At 40.3% G+C, this 19,521-nt stretch carries 17 protein-coding genes; 2 read left to right on the forward strand and 15 right to left on the reverse strand.

The window, feature by feature from the left end; genetic code table 11:
• Positions 1–63: 63 nt before the first annotated feature.
• The 3 genes from T479_RS13470 to mce all read right to left on the reverse strand — a co-directional run bounded on the left by T479_RS13470 (position 64) and on the right by mce (position 3,118).
• Entirely contained in the window at positions 64–1,017 is a 954-nt protein-coding gene (locus tag T479_RS13470) for a hypothetical protein (protein WP_025219912.1), read from the reverse strand.
• A gap of 134 nt (positions 1,018–1,151) precedes the next feature.
• On the reverse strand, positions 1,152–2,699 hold the full coding sequence (locus tag T479_RS13475) for an acyl-CoA carboxylase subunit beta (protein WP_025219913.1): 1,548 nt from the start codon (positions 2,697–2,699) through the stop codon (positions 1,152–1,154).
• 5 nt (positions 2,700–2,704) lie between these two features.
• Entirely contained in the window at positions 2,705–3,118 is a 414-nt protein-coding gene (mce, locus tag T479_RS13480) for a methylmalonyl-CoA epimerase (RefSeq protein ID WP_024361149.1), read from the reverse strand.
• A 125-nt stretch (positions 3,119–3,243) separates the two neighbouring features.
• On the opposite strand from mce, the gene prli42 reads away from it, so the two are divergent.
• Positions 3,244–3,339: a stressosome-associated protein Prli42 gene (prli42, locus tag T479_RS23750; RefSeq protein WP_152490651.1), complete on the forward strand. Its 96-nt coding sequence runs from the start codon at positions 3,244–3,246 to the stop codon at positions 3,337–3,339.
• 20 nt (positions 3,340–3,359) lie between these two features.
• Here the strand turns inward: prli42 and T479_RS13485 are convergent, their stop codons facing one another.
• The 10 genes from T479_RS13485 to T479_RS13530 all read right to left on the reverse strand — a co-directional run bounded on the left by T479_RS13485 (position 3,360) and on the right by T479_RS13530 (position 16,602).
• Positions 3,360–4,367: an aromatic acid exporter family protein gene (locus tag T479_RS13485; protein ID WP_029747083.1), complete on the reverse strand. Its 1,008-nt coding sequence runs from the start codon at positions 4,365–4,367 to the stop codon at positions 3,360–3,362.
• A gap of 179 nt (positions 4,368–4,546) precedes the next feature.
• A complete protein-coding gene (locus T479_RS13490) occupies positions 4,547–4,987 on the reverse strand; it encodes a BrxA/BrxB family bacilliredoxin (protein WP_024361151.1) in 441 nt (146 codons plus the stop codon).
• A 135-nt stretch (positions 4,988–5,122) separates the two neighbouring features.
• Positions 5,123–6,220: a methylmalonyl Co-A mutase-associated GTPase MeaB gene (gene meaB / locus T479_RS13495; RefSeq protein WP_024361152.1), complete on the reverse strand. Its 1,098-nt coding sequence runs from the start codon at positions 6,218–6,220 to the stop codon at positions 5,123–5,125.
• On the reverse strand, positions 6,220–8,373 hold the full coding sequence (scpA, locus tag T479_RS13500; protein ID WP_024361153.1) for a methylmalonyl-CoA mutase: 2,154 nt from the start codon (positions 8,371–8,373) through the stop codon (positions 6,220–6,222). The genes meaB and scpA overlap by 1 nt, the downstream gene beginning before the upstream one ends.
• Complete coding sequence (locus T479_RS13505) at positions 8,370–10,061, reverse strand: methylmalonyl-CoA mutase family protein (protein ID WP_374116213.1); 1,692 nt, start codon at positions 10,059–10,061, stop codon at positions 8,370–8,372. The genes scpA and T479_RS13505 overlap by 4 nt, the downstream gene beginning before the upstream one ends.
• A 132-nt stretch (positions 10,062–10,193) precedes the next feature.
• Positions 10,194–11,537 carry a dihydrolipoamide acetyltransferase family protein gene (locus tag T479_RS13510; RefSeq protein WP_025219915.1) on the reverse strand — a complete coding sequence of 448 codons (1,344 nt, stop codon included), beginning with the start codon at positions 11,535–11,537 and terminating at the stop codon, positions 10,194–10,196.
• Between the two features lie 181 nt (positions 11,538–11,718).
• Positions 11,719–12,702 carry an alpha-ketoacid dehydrogenase subunit beta gene (locus tag T479_RS13515; RefSeq protein ID WP_024361156.1) on the reverse strand — a complete coding sequence of 328 codons (984 nt, stop codon included), beginning with the start codon at positions 12,700–12,702 and terminating at the stop codon, positions 11,719–11,721.
• Positions 12,702–13,718, reverse strand: a complete 1,017-nt coding sequence (locus T479_RS13520; RefSeq protein WP_024361157.1) for a thiamine pyrophosphate-dependent dehydrogenase E1 component subunit alpha — start codon at positions 13,716–13,718, stop codon at positions 12,702–12,704. The genes T479_RS13515 and T479_RS13520 overlap by 1 nt, the downstream gene beginning before the upstream one ends.
• Positions 13,719–13,840: 122 nt before the next feature.
• Positions 13,841–15,268, reverse strand: coding sequence for a dihydrolipoyl dehydrogenase (gene lpdA, locus T479_RS13525; RefSeq protein ID WP_025219916.1), 1,428 nt, complete (start codon positions 15,266–15,268; stop codon positions 13,841–13,843).
• A gap of 239 nt (positions 15,269–15,507) precedes the next feature.
• Positions 15,508–16,602: a Leu/Phe/Val dehydrogenase gene (locus tag T479_RS13530; protein ID WP_025219917.1), complete on the reverse strand. Its 1,095-nt coding sequence runs from the start codon at positions 16,600–16,602 to the stop codon at positions 15,508–15,510.
• Between the two features lie 309 nt (positions 16,603–16,911).
• On the opposite strand from T479_RS13530, the gene T479_RS13535 reads away from it, so the two are divergent.
• On the forward strand, positions 16,912–17,148 hold the full coding sequence (locus tag T479_RS13535) for a DUF2627 family protein (protein ID WP_010859733.1): 237 nt from the start codon (positions 16,912–16,914) through the stop codon (positions 17,146–17,148).
• A gap of 53 nt (positions 17,149–17,201) precedes the next feature.
• On the opposite strand, the gene T479_RS13540 is transcribed toward T479_RS13535, so the two are convergent.
• Together T479_RS13540 and T479_RS13545 are read right to left on the reverse strand one after the other, a co-directional pair.
• A complete protein-coding gene (locus T479_RS13540; RefSeq protein ID WP_025219918.1) occupies positions 17,202–17,930 on the reverse strand; it encodes a glycerophosphodiester phosphodiesterase in 729 nt (242 codons plus the stop codon).
• Positions 17,923–19,494: a flagellar assembly protein A gene (locus T479_RS13545; protein ID WP_025219919.1), complete on the reverse strand. Its 1,572-nt coding sequence runs from the start codon at positions 19,492–19,494 to the stop codon at positions 17,923–17,925. Before T479_RS13545 ends, T479_RS13540 begins: the two co-directional genes overlap by 8 nt.
• Positions 19,495–19,521: the final 27 nt, after the last annotated feature.

Here is a 19,521-nt window from a genome sequence, read left to right on the forward strand (position 1 = left end):
AAAAAAGTGTTAGATTGCTCACATGCAATCTAACACTTTTTCGCTTTTGACTCGGCTTCGTTGTTAAATTTGTAAAATCGCCTTTTTTTCTTTCTGTAATTCTTCTAAATGAGCTACTGCTTTATGATGTTTTTCCTGTAAACGTCTAATCGTATTATGTACGTCATCTTGTACACGGGATACTTGCTCTCTTGCTGTTGATATTTTTGAATGGACTGACCAAGCAGAAAAAATATCATCAAAGAAATAATCCGCAAATTTTACAAAACCGTCTGCCTCCACATGTAATGACTGGGTAGACAAATCTTGGACATCAAGCAATTCATTATGAAAACGTTGCAAGGCAATTTGAGCATTGTGAAGATAGCTTTCGGTTTTATCAAGCGCATCATGCTTTAAATGCGTGGCAATAATGCCACCTCCAAAAAACGTATCCCATGTAGAAAATCCACCCGCTGAATGCAGTGACGCTGCTGCCTGACCTAATTTAGTTAGCGCAATATCCCCTGCCTCTTCTGCTTCCGTTATCTCAAGAATTAGCTGCTTCGTCATCACTTCTTCATTCGCAAGCTGTTCCAATTTGTGCGCATATTCAGGCTCGTGTAGTTGAAGATAGCTTTGCTTTTTTTCTTGCAAACGACTTAGCGCTTGTTGCAATGGTTTTTCATTCGATTGGTTGAGCATGTGATTCACTTGCTCCAGGTCGATTGTTAAATCATGTAGCATTTTTTTGGCTTCATTGCTTTTCAATTCCAAAATTGCTGCTTTATCGACTTTCTCCGCTCTTAGCTCATCTTGTTGCCCTGTCCAAGTTCGAATCATATTCATAAATGAAAAACCTTCGAGCTTATCAAGTTTGATTCGAATTTGATTGAGTTCTATAGAATGTTTGGAAATTTCTTGCCTTGCATGCTCGATTTGTCCTTCAATTAAAAGCTTTTTTTCACTTAATCTATTAACATTTCTTAGCTGGGCATGAAGTTTTTCCTGCTCAGACTGTAATTGTTGCCACTCCATTCATCTCAACTCCCTTACCTATTTGTACGGGTGAGTCGCCATAATGTTTCAATTATCTGTCATTTTTTGAATATATTTTTTAGTCGTTCCATTTAAAAAACCCAGCAGCCAACTGGCTACTGGGTTTTTCCAACTTATAGTGGAATGTTTCCGTGTTTTTTCTCTGGACGTGTTTCGTGCTTGTTTGACAACATATCTAGAGCTTGAATAAGTTTGATACGCGTATCACGAGGATCAATAACATCGTCTACCATACCACGAGATGCCGCAACATAAGGATTTGCGAATTTCTCTTTGTACTCTTCAATTTTTGCTGCACGAGTTGCTTCTGGATCTTCAGACTTCGCAATTTCACGTGCAAAGATAATATTTGCTGCCCCTGCTGCACCCATTACTGCGATTTCAGCGTTTGGCCAAGAGAATACTAAGTCAGCACCGATTGATTTAGAGTTAAGTGCAACGTACGCACCACCATATGCTTTACGTAGAATAACTGTAATTTTTGGTACAGTTGCTTCAGAGTATGCATAAAGGATTTTCGCACCATGACGGATAATACCACCATGCTCTTGTTTTACGCCTGGGAAGAAACCAGAAACGTCTTCAAATGTGATAATTGGCACGTTATAAGCGTCACAAGTACGAATGAAACGAGCTGCCTTATCTGAAGAATCGATATCAAGACCACCAGCTAATACTTTTGGTTGGTTACATACAAGACCTACAGATTCACCAGCAATACGTGCAAAACCAACTACGACATTTTTCGCAAATTCTGAGTGAACTTCCATGAATGAACCTTCGTCCACTACTTGTTCTACAACTTTACGCACATCGTATGGACGCGTTGTTTCGATTGGCACAGTATCCACGATTTCTGGACGGTAATCGTCACCTTCTGGTCGTGGTTGACGCGGTGCTTTTTCTTTATTATTTTGTGGTAAATAGCTTAATAATTGTTTAATTTGATTGATTGCCGCTTCTTCAGATGGTGCACGGAAGTGAGCGTTACCACTTACTGCATTGTTTACTTTTGAACCACCTAGGTCTTCAGCAGAGATTTTTTCGCCTGTTACTGTTTCAATTACTTTTGGTCCAGTAATAAACATTTGAGATGTTTTATCAACCATTAAGATAAAGTCTGTGATAGCTGGAGAATAAACAGCTCCACCCGCACAAGGTCCCATAATAACAGAGATTTGTGGAATTACTCCAGAGTAAATCGCATTACGGTAGAAGATGTGTCCGTAACCATCAAGAGAAAGAACACCCTCTTGAATACGCGCGCCACCTGAATCGTTAATACCGATAAACGGTGTGCCGTTTTTAGCTGCTAGATCCATTACTGTCGCCATTTTTTTAGCGTGCATTTCACCAAGCGCTCCACCAAAAACAGTGAAATCTTGAGAGAATAAGTAAACTGGACGTCCGTTAATTTTACCAAAGCCTGTTACTACACCATCGCCAGGGCCTTCCATTTTGTCCATACCGAAGTCTACTGTACGGTGTGTAATGAATGGGTTAATCTCGAAAAACGTACCTTCGTCTAGTAATAATTCAATACGCTCACGAGCTGTTAATTTACCTTTATCATGTTGCTTTTCGATGCGTTCATAGCCACCGCCAAGCTCAATTACCGTCTTACGATCATATAAGTCATTAATTTTGTCGAACATATCCATACTAATCACTTTTCCCCTTTTCCACTTTTATCGCATAATTCATATAACACACCGAAAGATGATTTAGGATGCATGAAAGCAACCTCTGCGCCACCTGCACCTGGTCCTGGCTCTTCCGACAAAAGACGCACGCCTTTTTCACGAAGTTCTGCCATGCGTTCACGAATTCCTGTTACACCGAATGCAACATGGTGAATGCCTTCGCCACGTTTTTCGATGAATCCGTGAATAGCGCTTTTGTCGCTCATCGGTTCAAGTAACTCAATTTTCACATTGCCAGCGTCAATAAAAGCAACACGAACCTGTTGAGATTCAACCTCTTCCACTTTCAGCAACTTTAAACCTAAAGTTTCTGTATAATATGTAATGCGTTCATCTAGATCGCGCACTGCAATCCCAATATGGTCTACTCTCTCCATGGTGACATCTCCTTCTGTTATGGTACATAACCTATTTTACAGATTTTTTTGTCAAAACTCTACTACTTGAGAAATTTTTCAGATTTGCTAAACTATTTATAAGAAAAGAAGGAGCGAACGAGCATATGAGTAATAAAAAATTTCAAAAAGTCGTTGTTTATGCCATGATTGCCATCATGGTCATCTCATCTCTTGCATTCGGTTTATCAATGCTAGTTTAAGAAAATGCAAAGCGTCCACGCTACTGTGGGCGCTTTCTTTCTACCTTTAAACCCTTAAATGATTGCTTTATTTCTAAATACCGATCCATTTCTTCAATGAATTGATAAAGCGCTGCTTGCGCAATAAACTCTTGATGGTTTGTAGGTAAAGGTAGTTTCGCAAAATCTCTTTTCGCTAACTCTAATTTTTCCCTATAACGACCTGCCGTATTTCCAGAATGGACATGCTCCCCAAGGTCTTGGACAAAGTCTGCCACAATTTCCGCCTCTTGTACTATAACAGGTAATGCCGTTATTTTCGGGAGAACACGTTCAATAATTTCAAGCTGTTGCTCACGCATATCGAAATAGACATAATAGTCATTTTGTCTACGAGTAAAATGATTTTCTACATCTTTAAAGGCTAATGATTTTGCATCATTCAACGTTTTGACTGCTTGAATCAGTTCTTGTCCATCCCATAACGTATCACCCTGTCTTAAATAGCTGGCAATTTCTAAAAAAATCTTACTGTACAGTTCCTCTATTTTAACTCTATAGTAATTTAATTCCTTTTGAATGTCTGGCATATACATATTAATGGCGATTCCCGTACCATAACCAATAGCCATTAAGGCTAACTCATTCGTTACCAAATCATACGAAAAGCCCTTAGCTGCGTAAATATGCATAATAATCACCGCACTTGATACAAAACCATCTGCTACCTTTAACGAAACAATCGTCGGTATAAACAATACAAGCATTCCTGCTAATGTTAACGGGTGATAAGAAAATAGCTCAAAGCTCAAAAATGCATACAGCATTCCAATAATGCTTGCGACAAAGCGAGTATAAGCAGCATGAAGGGATTTTTTCTTTGTTGGCTGCACACATAGAATCGTTAGAATACCGGCTGAAGCATATGAAGCCAATTCAAAATACTGCGCAATCGCAATGGCGATTGCTGCTCCGACTGCTGTTTTTAATGTACGATAGCCGATTGAAAATTTCTTCAAGTCGACTGCCTCCCATCCTGCAGCATTCATAACGAATAGTTATTCATTAGAAGCTCATCTTATCTATTTAAACTTTTATTGTGTTGCACATATATTTAGCCAATATTACAAAAATTCCAAAAGGATTTGACTAAAGTGTACTAGTCACTTTAGTCAAATCAATAAAAGCTAAACTTATGTTGAGCGCACCATGTAGGTGTTAATAAACTTTATAGCTCTTCACAATATTCTTCAAAATTTGCTTGTAAGTTTGTCACTACTGACATTGGATCATGGCCTTCGATTTCATAGCGACCCACTTCTGCTACGACTTGTCCATCTTTTAAAAGAACAAATGATGGAGAAGATGGTAAGTGGTCTTCACCGAAGTGATAACGAGCAGCTGCTGTCGCTTCTTTATCTTGACCTGCAAAGACAGTAACTAAATGATCTGGTCTTTTATCGTAATGCACACATTGCGCTGCTGCTGGACGAGCAATGCCCCCTGCACAGCCACATACTGAATTGACCATAACTAATGTTGTACCTGGACGAGCAAACGCCTCTTCAACAGCTTCAGGCGTGCGTAATTGCTCGTATCCTGCAGCCTCAATTTCTGCACGTGCTGTTTTTAAAATTTCTTGCATAAATAAATCGTAATCCATATTCATAAAGCGATAGCTCCTTTCAATTTCGCGCTGTCTTCATTTGCTTTGCATAACTTTAGGTTGAAAGCGCTCATACATCTCCTATCATAGCAGTAAGTGATGCTTTTGTGCACCTACATGCTCATATAAAAGCGTACATTATTTCTGTGATTGCTCATCGCTAAATAAACGATCTACACCTTGCGTTACTGTTAATTGCCCATTGAGGATTTGGCGCTCTAGTAACTGCACTTGTTCCTTGCGATTTGGGTCTCCGTAAAATGCATCAATTAAATGATCTGTAATCATAGATTGGAACCAATCTCTCGTTTGATTTTGACGTCGGATAGACCAATAGTTATTTGCTTCTACCGTTTGCCTAAATTCACCGATTGTATCCCATACTTTATCGAGTCCCTTTTTCTCCCACGAACTAACTGGCATGGCAGTAGACATCCAACCTGGTGTTGCAGGTTGAAGGAAATGCAATATTTGCTTGTATTCGGAAACAGTTTTTTTCGCTAGTCGAACATTGTCACCATCCGCTTTATGCACAACAATTGCATCCGCCAATTCCATGATGCCCTTTTTCATACCTTGAAGCTCATCTCCTGCACCTGTTAACACGAGCAATAGGAAGAAATCGACCATACCGCGGACGTATGTTTCACTCTGTCCAACACCAACTGTCTCAATTAAAATGACATCGTAGCCCGCTGCTTCACATACAAGCATCGTTTCGCGCGTCTTCTTATGGACACCCCCCAGGGTACCAGCAGACGGTGATGGACGAACGAATGCATTCGGCTTTTTCACCAGTTCTTCCATGCGCGTTTTATCGCCTAAAATACTGCCACCTGATAATGAAGAACTCGGGTCTATTGCAAGGACCGCTACTTTTTTACCCATCTCACATAACATCGTTCCGAAAGCTTCAATGAAAGAGCTTTTACCAGCCCCTGGTACTCCCGTAATCCCTATACGAACACTGTTGCCTGTATGCGGTAAAAGTTCCTGTAATAACTCCTGAGCCTGTGCTTTATGGGCACTATTAGAACTTTCAATGAGCGTAATGGCTTTTGACAACTGTACACGTGAGCCTGCACGTACATCTCGTGCAAGCTCCAGTATATTAAGGTTGTCCGCCTTTTTCTTTCGGAATTTTTTCGGTACACCATACTGCATACCGTCGTGAGATGCTTCCACGCCACCCATGACAAATAGAGCACTTTCCTGCATCCCTTTGTTTTTGTCCATTATTTAGACACTTCCTCGTAACCTAAACGTTTATAGATTTCCTCAATAATTTTAATGGCAGATACAGGTATCACTGTACCAGGACCAAAGATCGCCACAGCACCTGCTTCATAAAGGAATTCATAATCTTGTGCAGGGATAACGCCGCCAACGATAATGATAATATCTTCACGCCCAAGTTTTTTCAGTTCAGAAACCAATGCAGGTACTAAAGTTTTGTGACCTGCTGCTAATGATGATACGCCGATACAATGTACGTCATTTTCAACAGCCATTTGCGCAGTTTCTTCAGGTGTCATGAATAGTGGTGAAATATCTACGTCAAACCCTAAGTCAGCATAGCCAGTTGCAATAACTTTTGCACCGCGGTCATGTCCGTCTTGTCCCATTTTCGCAACTAAAATACGTGGGCGACGACCTTCATTTTCAAGGAACTCATCTGTCATATTTTTCACTTCAGTAATTTGTTCTTCATCAGAGAAGTTAGCAGAATAGACGCCTGAAATGGAACGGATGATGGCTTTATGACGACCAGATACAACTTCGATTGCATCAGAAATTTCTCCCAGTGATGCACGAGCACGCGCTGCATCTACCGCTACTGCAAGTAGGTTTTCCTCACCATCTTGTGCAGCTTTCGTTAAGCGTGCAAGATGTTTTTGTACTTCTGCCTCATCACGAGCTGCTTTCATAGCATCTAAACGCTCAATTTGCTTTTGACGTACTAGTGTATTGTCGATATCAAGAATGTCGATTGGCTCTTCTTTGTCCAGACGATATTTGTTCACACCAACGATTGTTTCTGATTTCGAGTCAATTTTCGCCTGACGTTTCGCCGCAGCTTCTTCAACCTTCATCTTTGGAAGACCTGTTTCAATCGCTTTTGCCATACCACCAAGTTCTTCAATTTCTTCGATTAACGCCCAAGCAGATTCAGTGATTTCATCTGTTAGTTTTTCAACATAATATGAACCACCCCATGGATCAATCACTTTTGTCATGGCTGTTTCTTCTTGTAAGAATAACTGCGTATTACGTGCAATACGTGCAGAGAAATCTGTTGGTAAAGCAATTGCTTCGTCAAGTGCGTTCGTATGAAGAGATTGCGTATGCCCCATTGAAGAAGCATTGGCTTCGATTAATGTACGCGTCACGTTATTGAATGGATCTTGCTCTGTTAAAGACCATCCAGAAGTTTGTGAGTGTGTACGTAATGCTAATGTCTTTGGATTTTTTGGATTGAACGTAGACATCATTTGCGCCCAAATACGGCGTGCAGCACGCATTTTTGCCACTTCCATGTAATAGTTCATACCAATCGCCCAGAAGAATGATAAACGTGGTGCAAAGGCATCGATATCAATACCCGCTTTTAACCCTGTACGAACATACTCAAGTCCGTCGGCTAGCGTGTAGGCAAGTTCAATATCATTTGTAGCACCTGCTTCTTGAATATGGTAGCCCGAAATAGAAATAGAGTTAAATTTCGGCATGAATTTCGCAGTATATTCAAAGATGTCCGCAATAATTTTCATCGACATTGCAGGTGGATAAATATATGTGTTACGGACCATGTATTCTTTTAAAATATCATTTTGAATTGTTCCAGCTAGCTGGTCTGGTGTTACCCCTTGCTCTTCAGCAGCAACGATGTAGAAGGCAAGTACTGGCAGTACAGCACCATTCATCGTCATAGATACAGACATTTGGTCTAACGGAATTTGATCAAATAAAATTTTCATATCTTCGACAGAGTCAATGGCAACCCCAGCTTTACCAACATCACCTGTAACGCGTGGGTGGTCTGAATCATAACCACGGTGCGTTGCTAAGTCAAAGGCAACTGAAAGCCCTTTTTGACCCATTGCAAGGTTACGTTTATAAAAGGCATTTGATTCTTCAGCAGTAGAGAAACCTGCATACTGACGAACTGTCCAAGGACGGGCAACATACATAGTAGGGTATGGTCCACGTGTATTCGGTGCTATACCAGCTACATCATGTAAATGTTTCACATCTTTAATGTCATCTTTTGTATAAATATCTTTAATTTCAATACCTTCATTTGTCATGAATTTTTCATCTGACGCCGCAGGAGCTTCAGTTGATAATACTTTTTCGATTTCAATTGCACTAAAATTAGGCTTGCTCATCGTTGGACCTCCTTCATGCTAGCGAACACTGAATTTAATTTTTCAATGATGTTCTGTCCTGCGAAAATAAAGCCGTTTAAGCCATTTGCTAACCAAGCTTCTTCTTCGTCTTTAAATTTACCTGCAACGTCTACAATGACGTTTGCTGGTTTTTTAGCTAAAATCGCTGGTACTAATTCTTTTGTAGTATCGTCATTGCCTGCAATAACAACATATTTTGCTTCTGTTGTATTTAGCCAAGCGAGCGCTTCCTCAACTGTTGCTACTGGTTCGCTTTTTTCTGGTACTAGACCAACAGTGTTTAAGAAACCAGATACAAAGTCTGCACGAGGTTTTGAACTTTTTAGTGAACCTAATGCTAGAATTCCTGTTTTCACATTGGCAGCAGTCATTTGTGCTCGCAGTTGCTCAAACGGAATCGAAATACGCTTCACATCTGCAAATAATGGGTTCGTTTCACTTTCAAGTACATCTGCTGGATTTGCATAAATATTCGTACCAATAACCGATTGTTTGCGTGTTTGTGCCGCTTTAATTCGCGCTTGGTAAGATACTTCTAATGCTTCTGCCAATTTACCGGATGCCGCATACGCGTCCATTCCACCAGCAGCTTCAATTTCTAAGAATAATGCCCAAGCTTCTTTTACGAAGTCCGCTGTTAATGATTCAATGAAGTATGAACCACCGGCAGGATCTGTTATTTTTAAAACATTTGTTTCTTCTTTTAACACTAAAGATACATTTCGAGCAATACGAACGGATTGTTCTGTAGGCTTCGTTAATGCATCATGTGGGTGAACTGTAAATACATCCGCACCGCCAATTAATCCAGAAAGCGCTTCATTTGCTGCACGTAGTAAATTTACGTAAACATCCAATTTCGAGAAGCTTCGTAGAGAAGTTTCCGCAAGCGTTGGAATTTTCACATTCTCTTCCACACCATAAGCGGATGAGAACGCTTTCCAAAGTACTTTAAATGCACGTAACTTCGCAATTTCTGTGAAGAATTGTGTATCAATCGCAAATGAAACATAAAATTTTTGTGCAAAAGCTTCAAAGTTTTCTTCTTGCTCTGCATATTTTGCTGCAATAGCAAGTGCATACGCTAATTCTTGTACGGCATTAGCGCCTTCATTATGGTAAGTTACTGTGTTTGCACTAATTGTTCGTACATTTGGCAATCCTTCAAGCTTGATAGGGTTTTTAGCTACAATATACCCATTCACAGTTTCACGCTGTTCATTTGTGATGTTGTCAAATACTGCTAACAATGGATCATTCTCGTCTTTTACCGTTATTTTAAACGAATATTCAGAGAAATAAGGAGCTAGTTGTGCCAATATTTCTTCAGACCATTCAAAGTTTACACGGCTATCAATTGTCACAATCTCATTACCACGAGCTAAACTATCATCAAGTTGAGCGAAAAATGCTTCACTTGTTTCTGCATAAACTTGCTGTGCCACACGAAATACTTGACTATTTTGCAGGGAACGGATTGTGGCAACTTGTTTATCTAGTTCATCTCCAAGTTTTGCTACTAAACTTTCTTGTGTATAAAGTGGTTCTAAAGTAACACCCTCACTTGTTTTCGTTAAAAGAGACTCGAATGGTTTCCCTTTTAAAGCTTTGATTGCTGCATCTTGCCATTCTGAATAGGACGGCTTTTCAAATTCAATATTTTTCATGTTGTTTGACATGCGGACGCTTAATCAGCTTCCCCCCTTAGTAGTTTCTATTTGTTATTCTACATGACAAATTGCGACTCGAAAAGCAAAAAAAAATCGGAAACCGTTATACAACAGGTTTCCGACAAGTCATCAGTAGACTGACGTCGAAGATTTATTTGTATTTTCGAGTATTTCTTTTACTCTATTTAGGAATTTACCACAAACTAATCCATCTAATACACGATGATCTAAAGATAAACATAAATTTACGATATCGCGTGCTGCAAACATTCCACCAGGTAAAACAACTGGTTTTTTTACAATACTTTCCACTTGTAAGATGGCAGCTTGCGGATAATTAATAATACCCATCGACTGCACAGAACCGAAAGCACCCGTATTATTAACTGTAAAAGTACCACCTTGCATATTGTCCATTGTCAGTTTTCCTGTGCGTACTTTTTGGGCAAGCTCGTGAATTTCTTTAGCAATCCCTTTAATGGACTTTTCATCAGCGTGTTTTATAACAGGGACAAAAAGTGCATCGTCTGTTGCTACCGCAATGGAAATATTTATGTCATGTTTTTGGATAATTTTATCACCCGCCCACATAGAGTTCATCATTGGGAACTCTTTTAAAGCTTGTGCAACGGCCTTTACAAAGAACGCAAAGTAGGTAATATTAAAACCTTCCTTTTGCTTAAAGTCCATCTTTATACTATCCCGATAAGCCACTAAATCCGTTACATCAACTTCCATCATCATCCAAGCATGTGGGACTTCTTGAGCACTACGTACCATATTATTCGCAATGGCACGGCGCACATTCGTTACCGGAATTTCAATGTCGCCTGTTTGCAACACTGGCGAGGATGCGATTGGTTTTGTTGGTGTTTCGACAGCGGCAACAGGTTGGCTACTAGCCGTTGTTGCAACTGCAACTGGCTCAGAAGGTGTTACATCTTTTGGCGTTGGTATATTTCCTGCGTCAATGAGTTGTTGTAGATCTTTTCGTGTAATACGGCCACCCTCTCCTGTACCAACAACTTGCTCAAGTGGAATATCATGTTCTTGCGCCAGTCTAAGTACAGCAGGCGAATAGCGGTTTTTTTGCTGTCTCACTGAATTTGCAGATGCAATAGGTGCAGTAACTTCCTTCGGAGACTCTTGTTTCTTCTGAATCCCTGCATTTAATATTGCAGCACTTACTGTTGACTTTTTCACTGGTGGAGACGCTGGCACTTCACCGTCACCTGCGATTTCAATGGAACAAACCACTGCTCCAACTGGTAACGTTTGCCCTTCTTCTGCAAGTAGTTCTGTAATGACCCCTTCAAAAGAAGATGGGATTTCTGCATTTACTTTATCCGTCACAACTTCTGCTAATGGATCATATTTTTTTACTGTATCACCTGGTTGTACGAGCCATTTTTCGATTGTACCTTCTGTTACGCTTTCACCGAGCTGTGGCATCGTAATGCTTTGAATCGCCATTATCTTTTCCTCCCATCAATTACGCCCCCATCTAGTCAACCCGAATTTTGAATTGTCCATGTACGGCATGCCATTGCAAAATTCGAGATAACTATTTTGAGAAGCTTCAACTTTTTTTCGCAAGCCTTTAAGCCTACTCAAAAGAGACTACTAATTAGATATGCATCTCCTGAGGAGATTTTTAGAATGCAGCTAAATCTCTCAATGCCCGCTCTACTTTTTCAGGATTTATCATGAAAAACTTTTCCATTGTAGGCGCATATGGCATTGCAGGTACATCTGGTCCAGCTAAACGTTGAATAGGCGCATCAAGGTCAAATAAGCAATGTTCTGCGATAATGGCCGCAACTTCACTTATAATACTGCCTTCCTTGTTATCTTCTGTTACAAGCAATACTTTTCCTGTTTTACTTGCCGCTTCAATAATAGCTTCTTTATCTAACGGATACACTGTACGTAAATCTAAAATATGGACAGAGATGCCATCTGCCGCTAAACGCTCGGCTGCCTGTAAAGCGAAATGAACGGCTAGACCATACGTAATGACCGTAACGTCTTCCCCTTCTCGCTTCACATCTGCCTTGCCGATTGGTAATGTATAATCGTCTAATGGGACTTCCCCTTTGATTAGGCGATACGCACGCTTATGTTCAAAGAATAATACCGGGTCTTCATCACGAATTGCTGCCTTTAACAAGCCTTTCGCATCATACGGAGTGGAAGGAATAACAATTTTCAAACCGGGTGTTCCAGCAAAAAGTGCTTCTACCGATTGTGAATGATAAAGCGCTCCGTGAATCCCACCACCAAAAGGAGCACGGACTACTATAGGACAAGTCCAGTCATTATTGGAGCGATAACGGATTTTCGCAGCTTCCGATACAATTTGGTTCACAGCAGGCATTATAAAGTCTGCAAACTGCATTTCAGCAATTGGACGCATGCCGTACATTGCCGCGCCAATACCAACTCCTGCAATCGCACTTTCCGCAAGCGGTGTATCTAACACACGATACTCCCCAAACTGCTCATAAAGACCCGTAGTTGCTTTGAAAACGCCACCTTTACGACCAACGTCCTCTCCTAAAATGAAAACTCGTTCATCTCGTTCCATTTCTTCCTTCATCGCTAATGTAATCGCATCAATATAAGACATTACTGCCATTACACGTCACCTCCGTCCACTGGTGCATATACGTACTTCAAGGCTTCCTCTGGTTTAGCGTAAGGAGCTGCCTCTGCATAGTCCGTCGCTTCATTTACTTCGGCCATCACACGCTCTTCTATTTCAGTACGAAGAGATTCCGTCATAATGCCAGCATCTTGTAAATACTTCTCAAACAATACAATCGGATCCTTCGCTTTGCCTTCCGCGATATCTTCAGCTGTACGGTATTGACGATCATCATCATCCGAAGAGTGTGCAGTTAAACGGAATGTCACCGTTTCTATTAAACTTGGCCCTTCACCGCTACGAGCGCGTTCTGCCGCCTCTTTGACAACCTTATAAACTTGCAGTGGACATTTGCCGTCTACTGTTACGCCTGGCATGCCATAGCCAATACCACGATCGGATACTTTTGCACAACCTAACTGACGTTCCACTGGTACTGAAATAGCATATTGATTGTTTTCTACCATTATAATGACTGGTAGTTTATGCACACCGGCAAAATTTGCCCCTTCATGGAAATCACCTTGGTTGGAAGAACCTTCTCCTAACGTAACAAAGGCGATGAAATCCTCCTTTTGCAAGCGCCCCGCAAGCGCCACCCCAACAGCATGCGGTACTTGTGTTGTTACGGGTGAAGAACCAGTCAAAATGCGGTTTTTCTTTTGCCCAAAATGCCCGGGCATTTGGCGGCCGCCAGAGTTTGGATCTTCAGCCTTTGCAAATGCTGATAACATCAGCTCTTTTGGCGTCATACCAAAATGTAAAACTACACCCATATCTCGATAATACGGTGCAATATAATCTTTATTTTTATCTAGCGCAAATGCTGCTCCAACTTGTGCAGCCTCCTGTCCCTGACAAGAAATTACAAATGGAATTTTACCTGAACGGTTTAATAACCACATGCGCTCATCTAATCTTCTTGCCATTAACATCGTTTCGAACATAGCAAGGACTTCTTCATTCGTTAACCCTAAATCTTCATGTTTCAGTTGAACGTCTTGCATATGAACACCCCTTTCGCATTAGAAAACGTGCTAAAGTGCCTGTTGCGCACAAGCTCCTTTAGTATCACAATTTATGTCGGTCTTTTTATTTGTTACAATTCGGCGTAATGTCTATAAACGCATTAAAAATGAATAGCTCGCTTATCGACAGCTAAAGCTGACTCCACTAATACTTCATTTAATGATGGATGTGGATGGATTGCTTGACTAATTTCCCAAGGAGTTGCATCTAATAATTTCGCTAATGAAGCTTCTCCTATTAAATCCGTCACATGCGGCCCTACCATATGAATACCCAAAATATCGTCCGTTTTTTCATCGGCTATTATTTTAACAAAACCATCTGATTCTCCATTAACTAGCGCCTTACCTATTGCTTTAAAAGGAAATTTACCAATCTTTAATGCATACCCTTTTTCGCGAGCAGCACTTTCCGTTAAACCGATACTAGCCACTTCTGGGAAAGAATACACACATTTCGGTACTTGCAAAACATCTAACGGCGCTACTTTTCCTGTCGCAATATGTTCAATAGCGGACAAGCCTTCATGTGAGGCAACGTGCGCCAATTGTAAACCACCGATTACATCTCCAATGGCATACATATGTGATTCCTTTGTTTGATAAGAATCGCGTACTTGAATAAAGCCGTTGTCGATTTCAATATCGGTATTTTCTAAACCAATGCCATGTATATTTGCTTCACGTCCAACACAAAGCAATAATTTCTCTGCTTCAAATTGTTCCTCATTATCCTGAAGCTTCGCCGAAATGAAAACGTTATCATTTTCTATTTTAAAGCTATCTGTATTTAACCGAGCATTCGTCACAATGCGCACACCACGATTTTCAAGCTGTTTTGTCACTTCTTTTACAATATCCGCATCCTCAGCTGGTAAAATCGTAGGACCGTATTCAATTACAGTTACAGCTACTCCAAAATCACAAAGCATAGATGCCCACTCGATGCCGATTACACCACCACCAACAATCAATAATGAAGTCGGTAATTCTTCCATTTGCAATGCATGGTCAGAATTCATGACATACTTCCCATCAACCGTTAATCCTGCCATTCCTCGTGGCTTCGATCCTGTTGCAATGACAACATTGGTAGGAACAAGCATTTCATTTTCCTCACCATTGCGCATCTCTACTGATATAGTACCTGGCATTGGTGAGAAAATAGATGGTCCTAAAATTCGACCTGTTCCTTCATAAACATCAATTTTGCCTTTTTTCATCAGTGTATTCACACCTTGGCTTAATTGCTCTACTATTGCTTGTTTGCGCGCTTGCACCTTATTGAATTGCAAGGTAACACCTGTAATGTCTACGCCAAATTCACTCGCGGTTTTATTGGCCATACGATATACTTCAGCACTTCGAAGTAATGCTTTACTCGGAATACAGCCTTTATGTAGACAAGTACCACCAAGTCGTTCACGTTCCACAATAGCTGTTTTTAAGCCTAATTGTGCCGCACGAATTGCTGCAACGTAGCCACCTGTCCCTCCCCCTAAAATAACAACATCATAATTTTGAGCCATATGTTATTCCTCCTTATGAGAAAAGTGCTAAAGCCTCTCTCTCCTAACTGGCGTCATAGTGCAATCCATCGAGGAAAAGCGCTGTATCGCCACAGGCAACAATCTCTATCTTAAAGACATTGCAATGAAAGGTGTACGTCATTTATTGTAATGACGAATCTATTAGCCTAGACATTTATTTACTACTATTTAAACAGAAGAAGTCGACAATGCGACTTCTCTTTAGCGAATAGACGTTGTTAACGGCCGTTCAAAATATTTTTTTCATTTTTTAAGAACTGACTACGCGATTTCGCTACACGAGCAATACGTTCTTCTGCCAAACGATTTGCCGCAACATATGTTGGAATACTATCACGTTTGGAAATTTCAAAGATTTTTTCAATACTATCGTAAATACCATCTACACGTTTCATCGCTCGTTCACGATTATAGCCATATAATTCGTCCGCGACATTGATTACACCACCTGCATTAATGACATAGTCAGGTGCATAAACAATGCCTAGCTCGTGTAAATAATCTCCATGTCGTGAATCTTGTAGTTGGTTATTAGCAGAACCAGCGATAACTTTTGCTTTTAATTGCGGAATCGTTTCGTCATTTAAAATTGCGCCAAGTGCACACGGTGAGAAAATATCGACTTCTTGTGAATAGATTTCATCAGGTGCAACTGCTGTAGCGCCAAAATCATTGACAACACGATCAATAGCCGCTTGGTTAATATCTGTTACTACAAGTTTTGCACCTTCATTATGTAAATACTCGCAAAGCTTGTAAGCTACGTTTCCTAGCCCTTGTACCGATATAGTACGACCTTCTAGCATATCCGTACCAAATGCTTCTTTCGCCGCTGCTTTCATGCCACGATAAACGCCATAAGCAGTTACTGGTGAAGGATTACCCGATGAACCAAACGCTGGCGATATACCTGTAACGTAATTTGTTTCCTCATGGATTAAATCCATATCTGTTACGGTTGTACCAACATCTTCAGCGGTAATATAGCGACCGTTTAATCCTTGAATGAAACGACCTAAAGCACGGAACATTTCTTCGTTTTTATCTTTAAATGGGTCCCCAATAATGACCGTTTTTCCACCGCCAAGGTTTAAACCAGCAGCTGCATTTTTATATGTCATCCCGCGTGCTAATCTTAATGCATCCTCAATCGCATTTTCTTCTGTCGCGTAGGTCCACATACGAGCACCACCTAATGCTGGTCCAAGTGTTGTGTCATGGATAGCGATAATCGCTTTTAACCCAGATGCTTCGTCTTGGCAAAATACCAATTGTTCATAATCATACTTTTCCATATACTTGAAGATTTCCATGAAAACTCGCCCCTTTGCTTTGGAAAGTGCAACCCCTAATGCCCATCCCAATCAAATTTTAAAAAAATGATAAAACTGTTTTGCAATGGATAATATCGCTCCATTTAATTTTACAATACTGACAAATTCACAATTTCGCAACTATTATTACACTTTTCCTACTAAGTAAGAATTTTCTAAAAATTCAGTTACGATTACTAGTTTTTGAGCTTCTTCCTGCGCTTTTACGAGACGCCTTAGATTCATAGGCTTTCTTGACATTCCATTATCCACAGGTACAATTAAAGTTAGGTATGAGGAGGGACATGTATGGCTCGTTTTGCTGCGTTTATTGTCATGCTAATTCCAGGTCTAATGGCCGCAGGTGGCATTAAATTTATGCGTGATACATTATTCGGTAAGCTCATCTCACCTTTCCCATTTTTATGGCTACAATTTGTTGTTGGCATCATTTTCTTTGTTGTCGGCTTTGGCTTTTTCGCAGGCTTTTTATTACACCGCGATCGAAAAAAAGGAAAAGTGGCTCCGCGCTTCCAAAAAAAATAAAAATAGCTATCCAAATAGGCCACAGAACTTTGTGACTTACTGGATAGCTATTTTTATTGACGTAGCTGTACATGGATAACTTTATCCGGAAAATCAGTAATCCACCCTACTACGGATGTATGTGGATTCGTCAAAAACTTTTCACTGCCATCAATCGCATAAAAGCGACATGTCTTAGCACTAGCTACACATGCCTCTAAATAGCGGGGTTTATAATACTTTTTATGCATATGAACACAATCAATTGCCTTATAATCACTCAGCAAATCCCATTTTAATTTTTTTGTGGCGATTAGCGCTGTTTCATGCTGTGGCGCATGACGTTTCACAACCTCTAACAGCTCATAATGAAACGATGAAAAATGGCTACTTGCTGGTAATTTAAGCCCTTGAAGCAGTTGAACGAGCGCATCTTGATTGTCAAGAATGGTCGATTTTAATTCAATATTCAGTGGGAGTTGGTGTTTATTTGCCCATGCTAAAACCGCTTCAAATGTCGGAATTCTATACGATGAAAAAAACCTTCTCCACGGCTTCCCTAATTTAAAGCTCTGCAATTCCGCTATTGTGCAATCATTCACTAGCTTATTACTGCCTACTAATCTTGATAATTGCGGATCATGGTAAACAACGGGTATCCCTTCTTTTGATAGCTGAATATCTAACTCAATCCCATTGGCACCTAGCTCTAATGCTTTTTCAAACGCTTTGAAACTATTTTCTAGCGCATAAGCAGACGCCCCGCGATGCGCAAACACAGGGATGAATGATTCATTATACATTCAGCTCACCAAACTCCAGTAAAAATTTTCCGTTCGTCATTTTATTTAACAACGAGGACTTTTTGCCAATTTGAATATAGGTACCAGGATAGGCTTCCTTTGTAACAATAATTTCTTCTTTTCCAGCATGACGCATTTCATCCATCATTAACTTAATTTCACGATCTAGCGTCACCGCTTCTGCTTTTAACTTTGATAAGCTTTGCTTTGTTTCTTCAAAGGCAGCAATTTGCTGTGTAGACATTTGCTTAAGCAGCGGTAGTAAACTTGTAATCTTCGCTTCACGCTCTGAAATATCGGATTGCAATTGCTTTAACTGTGTTGCTTTGTCTTGCATCATTGCATAACTTTCCTGTTTATTGACACTTTCAATGATTAAATCCGTTCTCCGCTCTAGACGGTTTCCCGAAATGGCTGTAACAATTGTATTTTTTGCAACAGCACGCCCACCAATGATTTTTCCTCTGCGCTCATCGACAAAAATGGAATGGGCAGTAAGTTGTGATCCAAGTGAATAAAAACCGATATGAATACTATCATCTGCGACTAAAATAGCTTCATTGACATGCTTCACGAAAATATTGCCACCGGCTTCAACGAGTGTTGAACCCAAACCAAAAATACCACCTCGAATGTATACATCACCTTCGATTGATTTAATTAGTTTTGCGCCGCTTACCCCTTCCGCACCTTCAATGGAAATATCTCCGGTTGCAATAACAGTATAGCCAGTTGTAACGGTTCCCTTAATGCTTAAAGAGCCATTAAACTCTAAATTCCCCGTCTCAACGCCTACATCTCCATGAATTGGTAGATGGCGATTTACACCAATCGCACCTTTGACATCATCTAACACACCCGCTATTTTCGAACGAATGACGATTTTACCATCTTCTTCTACTTCATACGCTGATTTTTTGTCATATCGAATAGGAAAATCACGACCAGGTGCTGCCGCAATCATTTCACCGAGTACATTTTGACCAGGCTTGCCCATCGTTGCAGGAATTTTCTCACCGAGCCAAGAGCCTTCTGAAATTTCTGAAATAAAATTCATGTCGTAGTAATCGGCTTTCCCATCTTCACGAATGACAGGTTTTCTTTCAGGTTTAGGTAAATATGTAATTTGTGCATCCGTACCTGCCACAGGTGACGTTCCTTGCGCAATTAAAAACGCTTTGCCAGGTTCAACCTTTGAAATATCAAAGTCTAAAATGCCATAAATAATGCCTTGATCCGCTAATGTTTCCAAAATTTGTTCCGTTAATTTTTCTTTATTCTTTTGAATATAATCAGCTGTTTCATATATAAATATAGAGGCAGACATTTTATCTCGAGCAATTTCAGCTTCAACATTTGGAAGCCAGCGTCCAATCTCAACAGGACTTGTGCTTTCTGTCGCTAGTACAGTTTTTAATATAGAAAAATTAGATAACTTTAGTCGTGGGTGACTACGTAAGACGCCATCAAATTCTTTTAATGGAAACCCAGCGCTGTATGTAAGCATAAATACCTTTCCGTTTTCTTCCGATATTTCGAAGTTATCATTTCGAACTAGAATCACGCTACCTCCTCCTTCCCTCTATATGTA

The sequence above is a fragment of the Lysinibacillus sphaericus genome, from assembly GCF_000600105.1.
Classification (GTDB): Bacteria; Bacillota; Bacilli; order Bacillales_A; family Planococcaceae; genus Lysinibacillus; species Lysinibacillus sphaericus.

Coding starts and splice junctions, on each gene's coding strand:
- meaB (WP_024361152.1), bottom strand. CDS start 6,220: ATGGACAAAAACAAAGGGATGCAGGAAAGTGCTCTATTTGTCATGGGT.
- T479_RS13530 (WP_025219917.1), bottom strand. CDS start 16,602: ATGGAAATCTTCAAGTATATGGAAAAGTATGATTATGAACAATTGGTA.
- T479_RS13535 (WP_010859733.1), top strand. CDS start 16,912: ATGGCTCGTTTTGCTGCGTTTATTGTCATGCTAATTCCAGGTCTAATG.
- mce (WP_024361149.1), bottom strand. CDS start 3,118: ATGGAGAGAGTAGACCATATTGGGATTGCAGTGCGCGATCTAGATGAA.
- scpA (WP_024361153.1), bottom strand. CDS start 8,373: ATGAGCAAGCCTAATTTTAGTGCAATTGAAATCGAAAAAGTATTATCA.
- T479_RS13490 (WP_024361151.1), bottom strand. CDS start 4,987: ATGAATATGGATTACGATTTATTTATGCAAGAAATTTTAAAAACAGCA.
- lpdA (WP_025219916.1), bottom strand. CDS start 15,268: ATGGCTCAAAATTATGATGTTGTTATTTTAGGGGGAGGGACAGGTGGC.
- T479_RS13485 (WP_029747083.1), bottom strand. CDS start 4,367: ATGAATGCTGCAGGATGGGAGGCAGTCGACTTGAAGAAATTTTCAATC.
- T479_RS13505 (WP_374116213.1), bottom strand. CDS start 10,061: ATGAAAAATATTGAATTTGAAAAGCCGTCCTATTCAGAATGGCAAGAT.
- T479_RS13540 (WP_025219918.1), bottom strand. CDS start 17,930: ATGTATAATGAATCATTCATCCCTGTGTTTGCGCATCGCGGGGCGTCT.
- prli42 (WP_152490651.1), top strand. CDS start 3,244: ATGAGTAATAAAAAATTTCAAAAAGTCGTTGTTTATGCCATGATTGCC.
- T479_RS13470 (WP_025219912.1), bottom strand. CDS start 1,017: ATGGAGTGGCAACAATTACAGTCTGAGCAGGAAAAACTTCATGCCCAG.
- T479_RS13515 (WP_024361156.1), bottom strand. CDS start 12,702: ATGGCAGTAATGTCTTATATTGATGCGATTACATTAGCGATGAAGGAA.
- T479_RS13475 (WP_025219913.1), bottom strand. CDS start 2,699: ATGGATATGTTCGACAAAATTAATGACTTATATGATCGTAAGACGGTA.
- T479_RS13510 (WP_025219915.1), bottom strand. CDS start 11,537: ATGGCGATTCAAAGCATTACGATGCCACAGCTCGGTGAAAGCGTAACA.
- T479_RS13520 (WP_024361157.1), bottom strand. CDS start 13,718: ATGCAAGACGTTCAACTGAAACATGAAGATTTAGGGTTAACGAATGAA.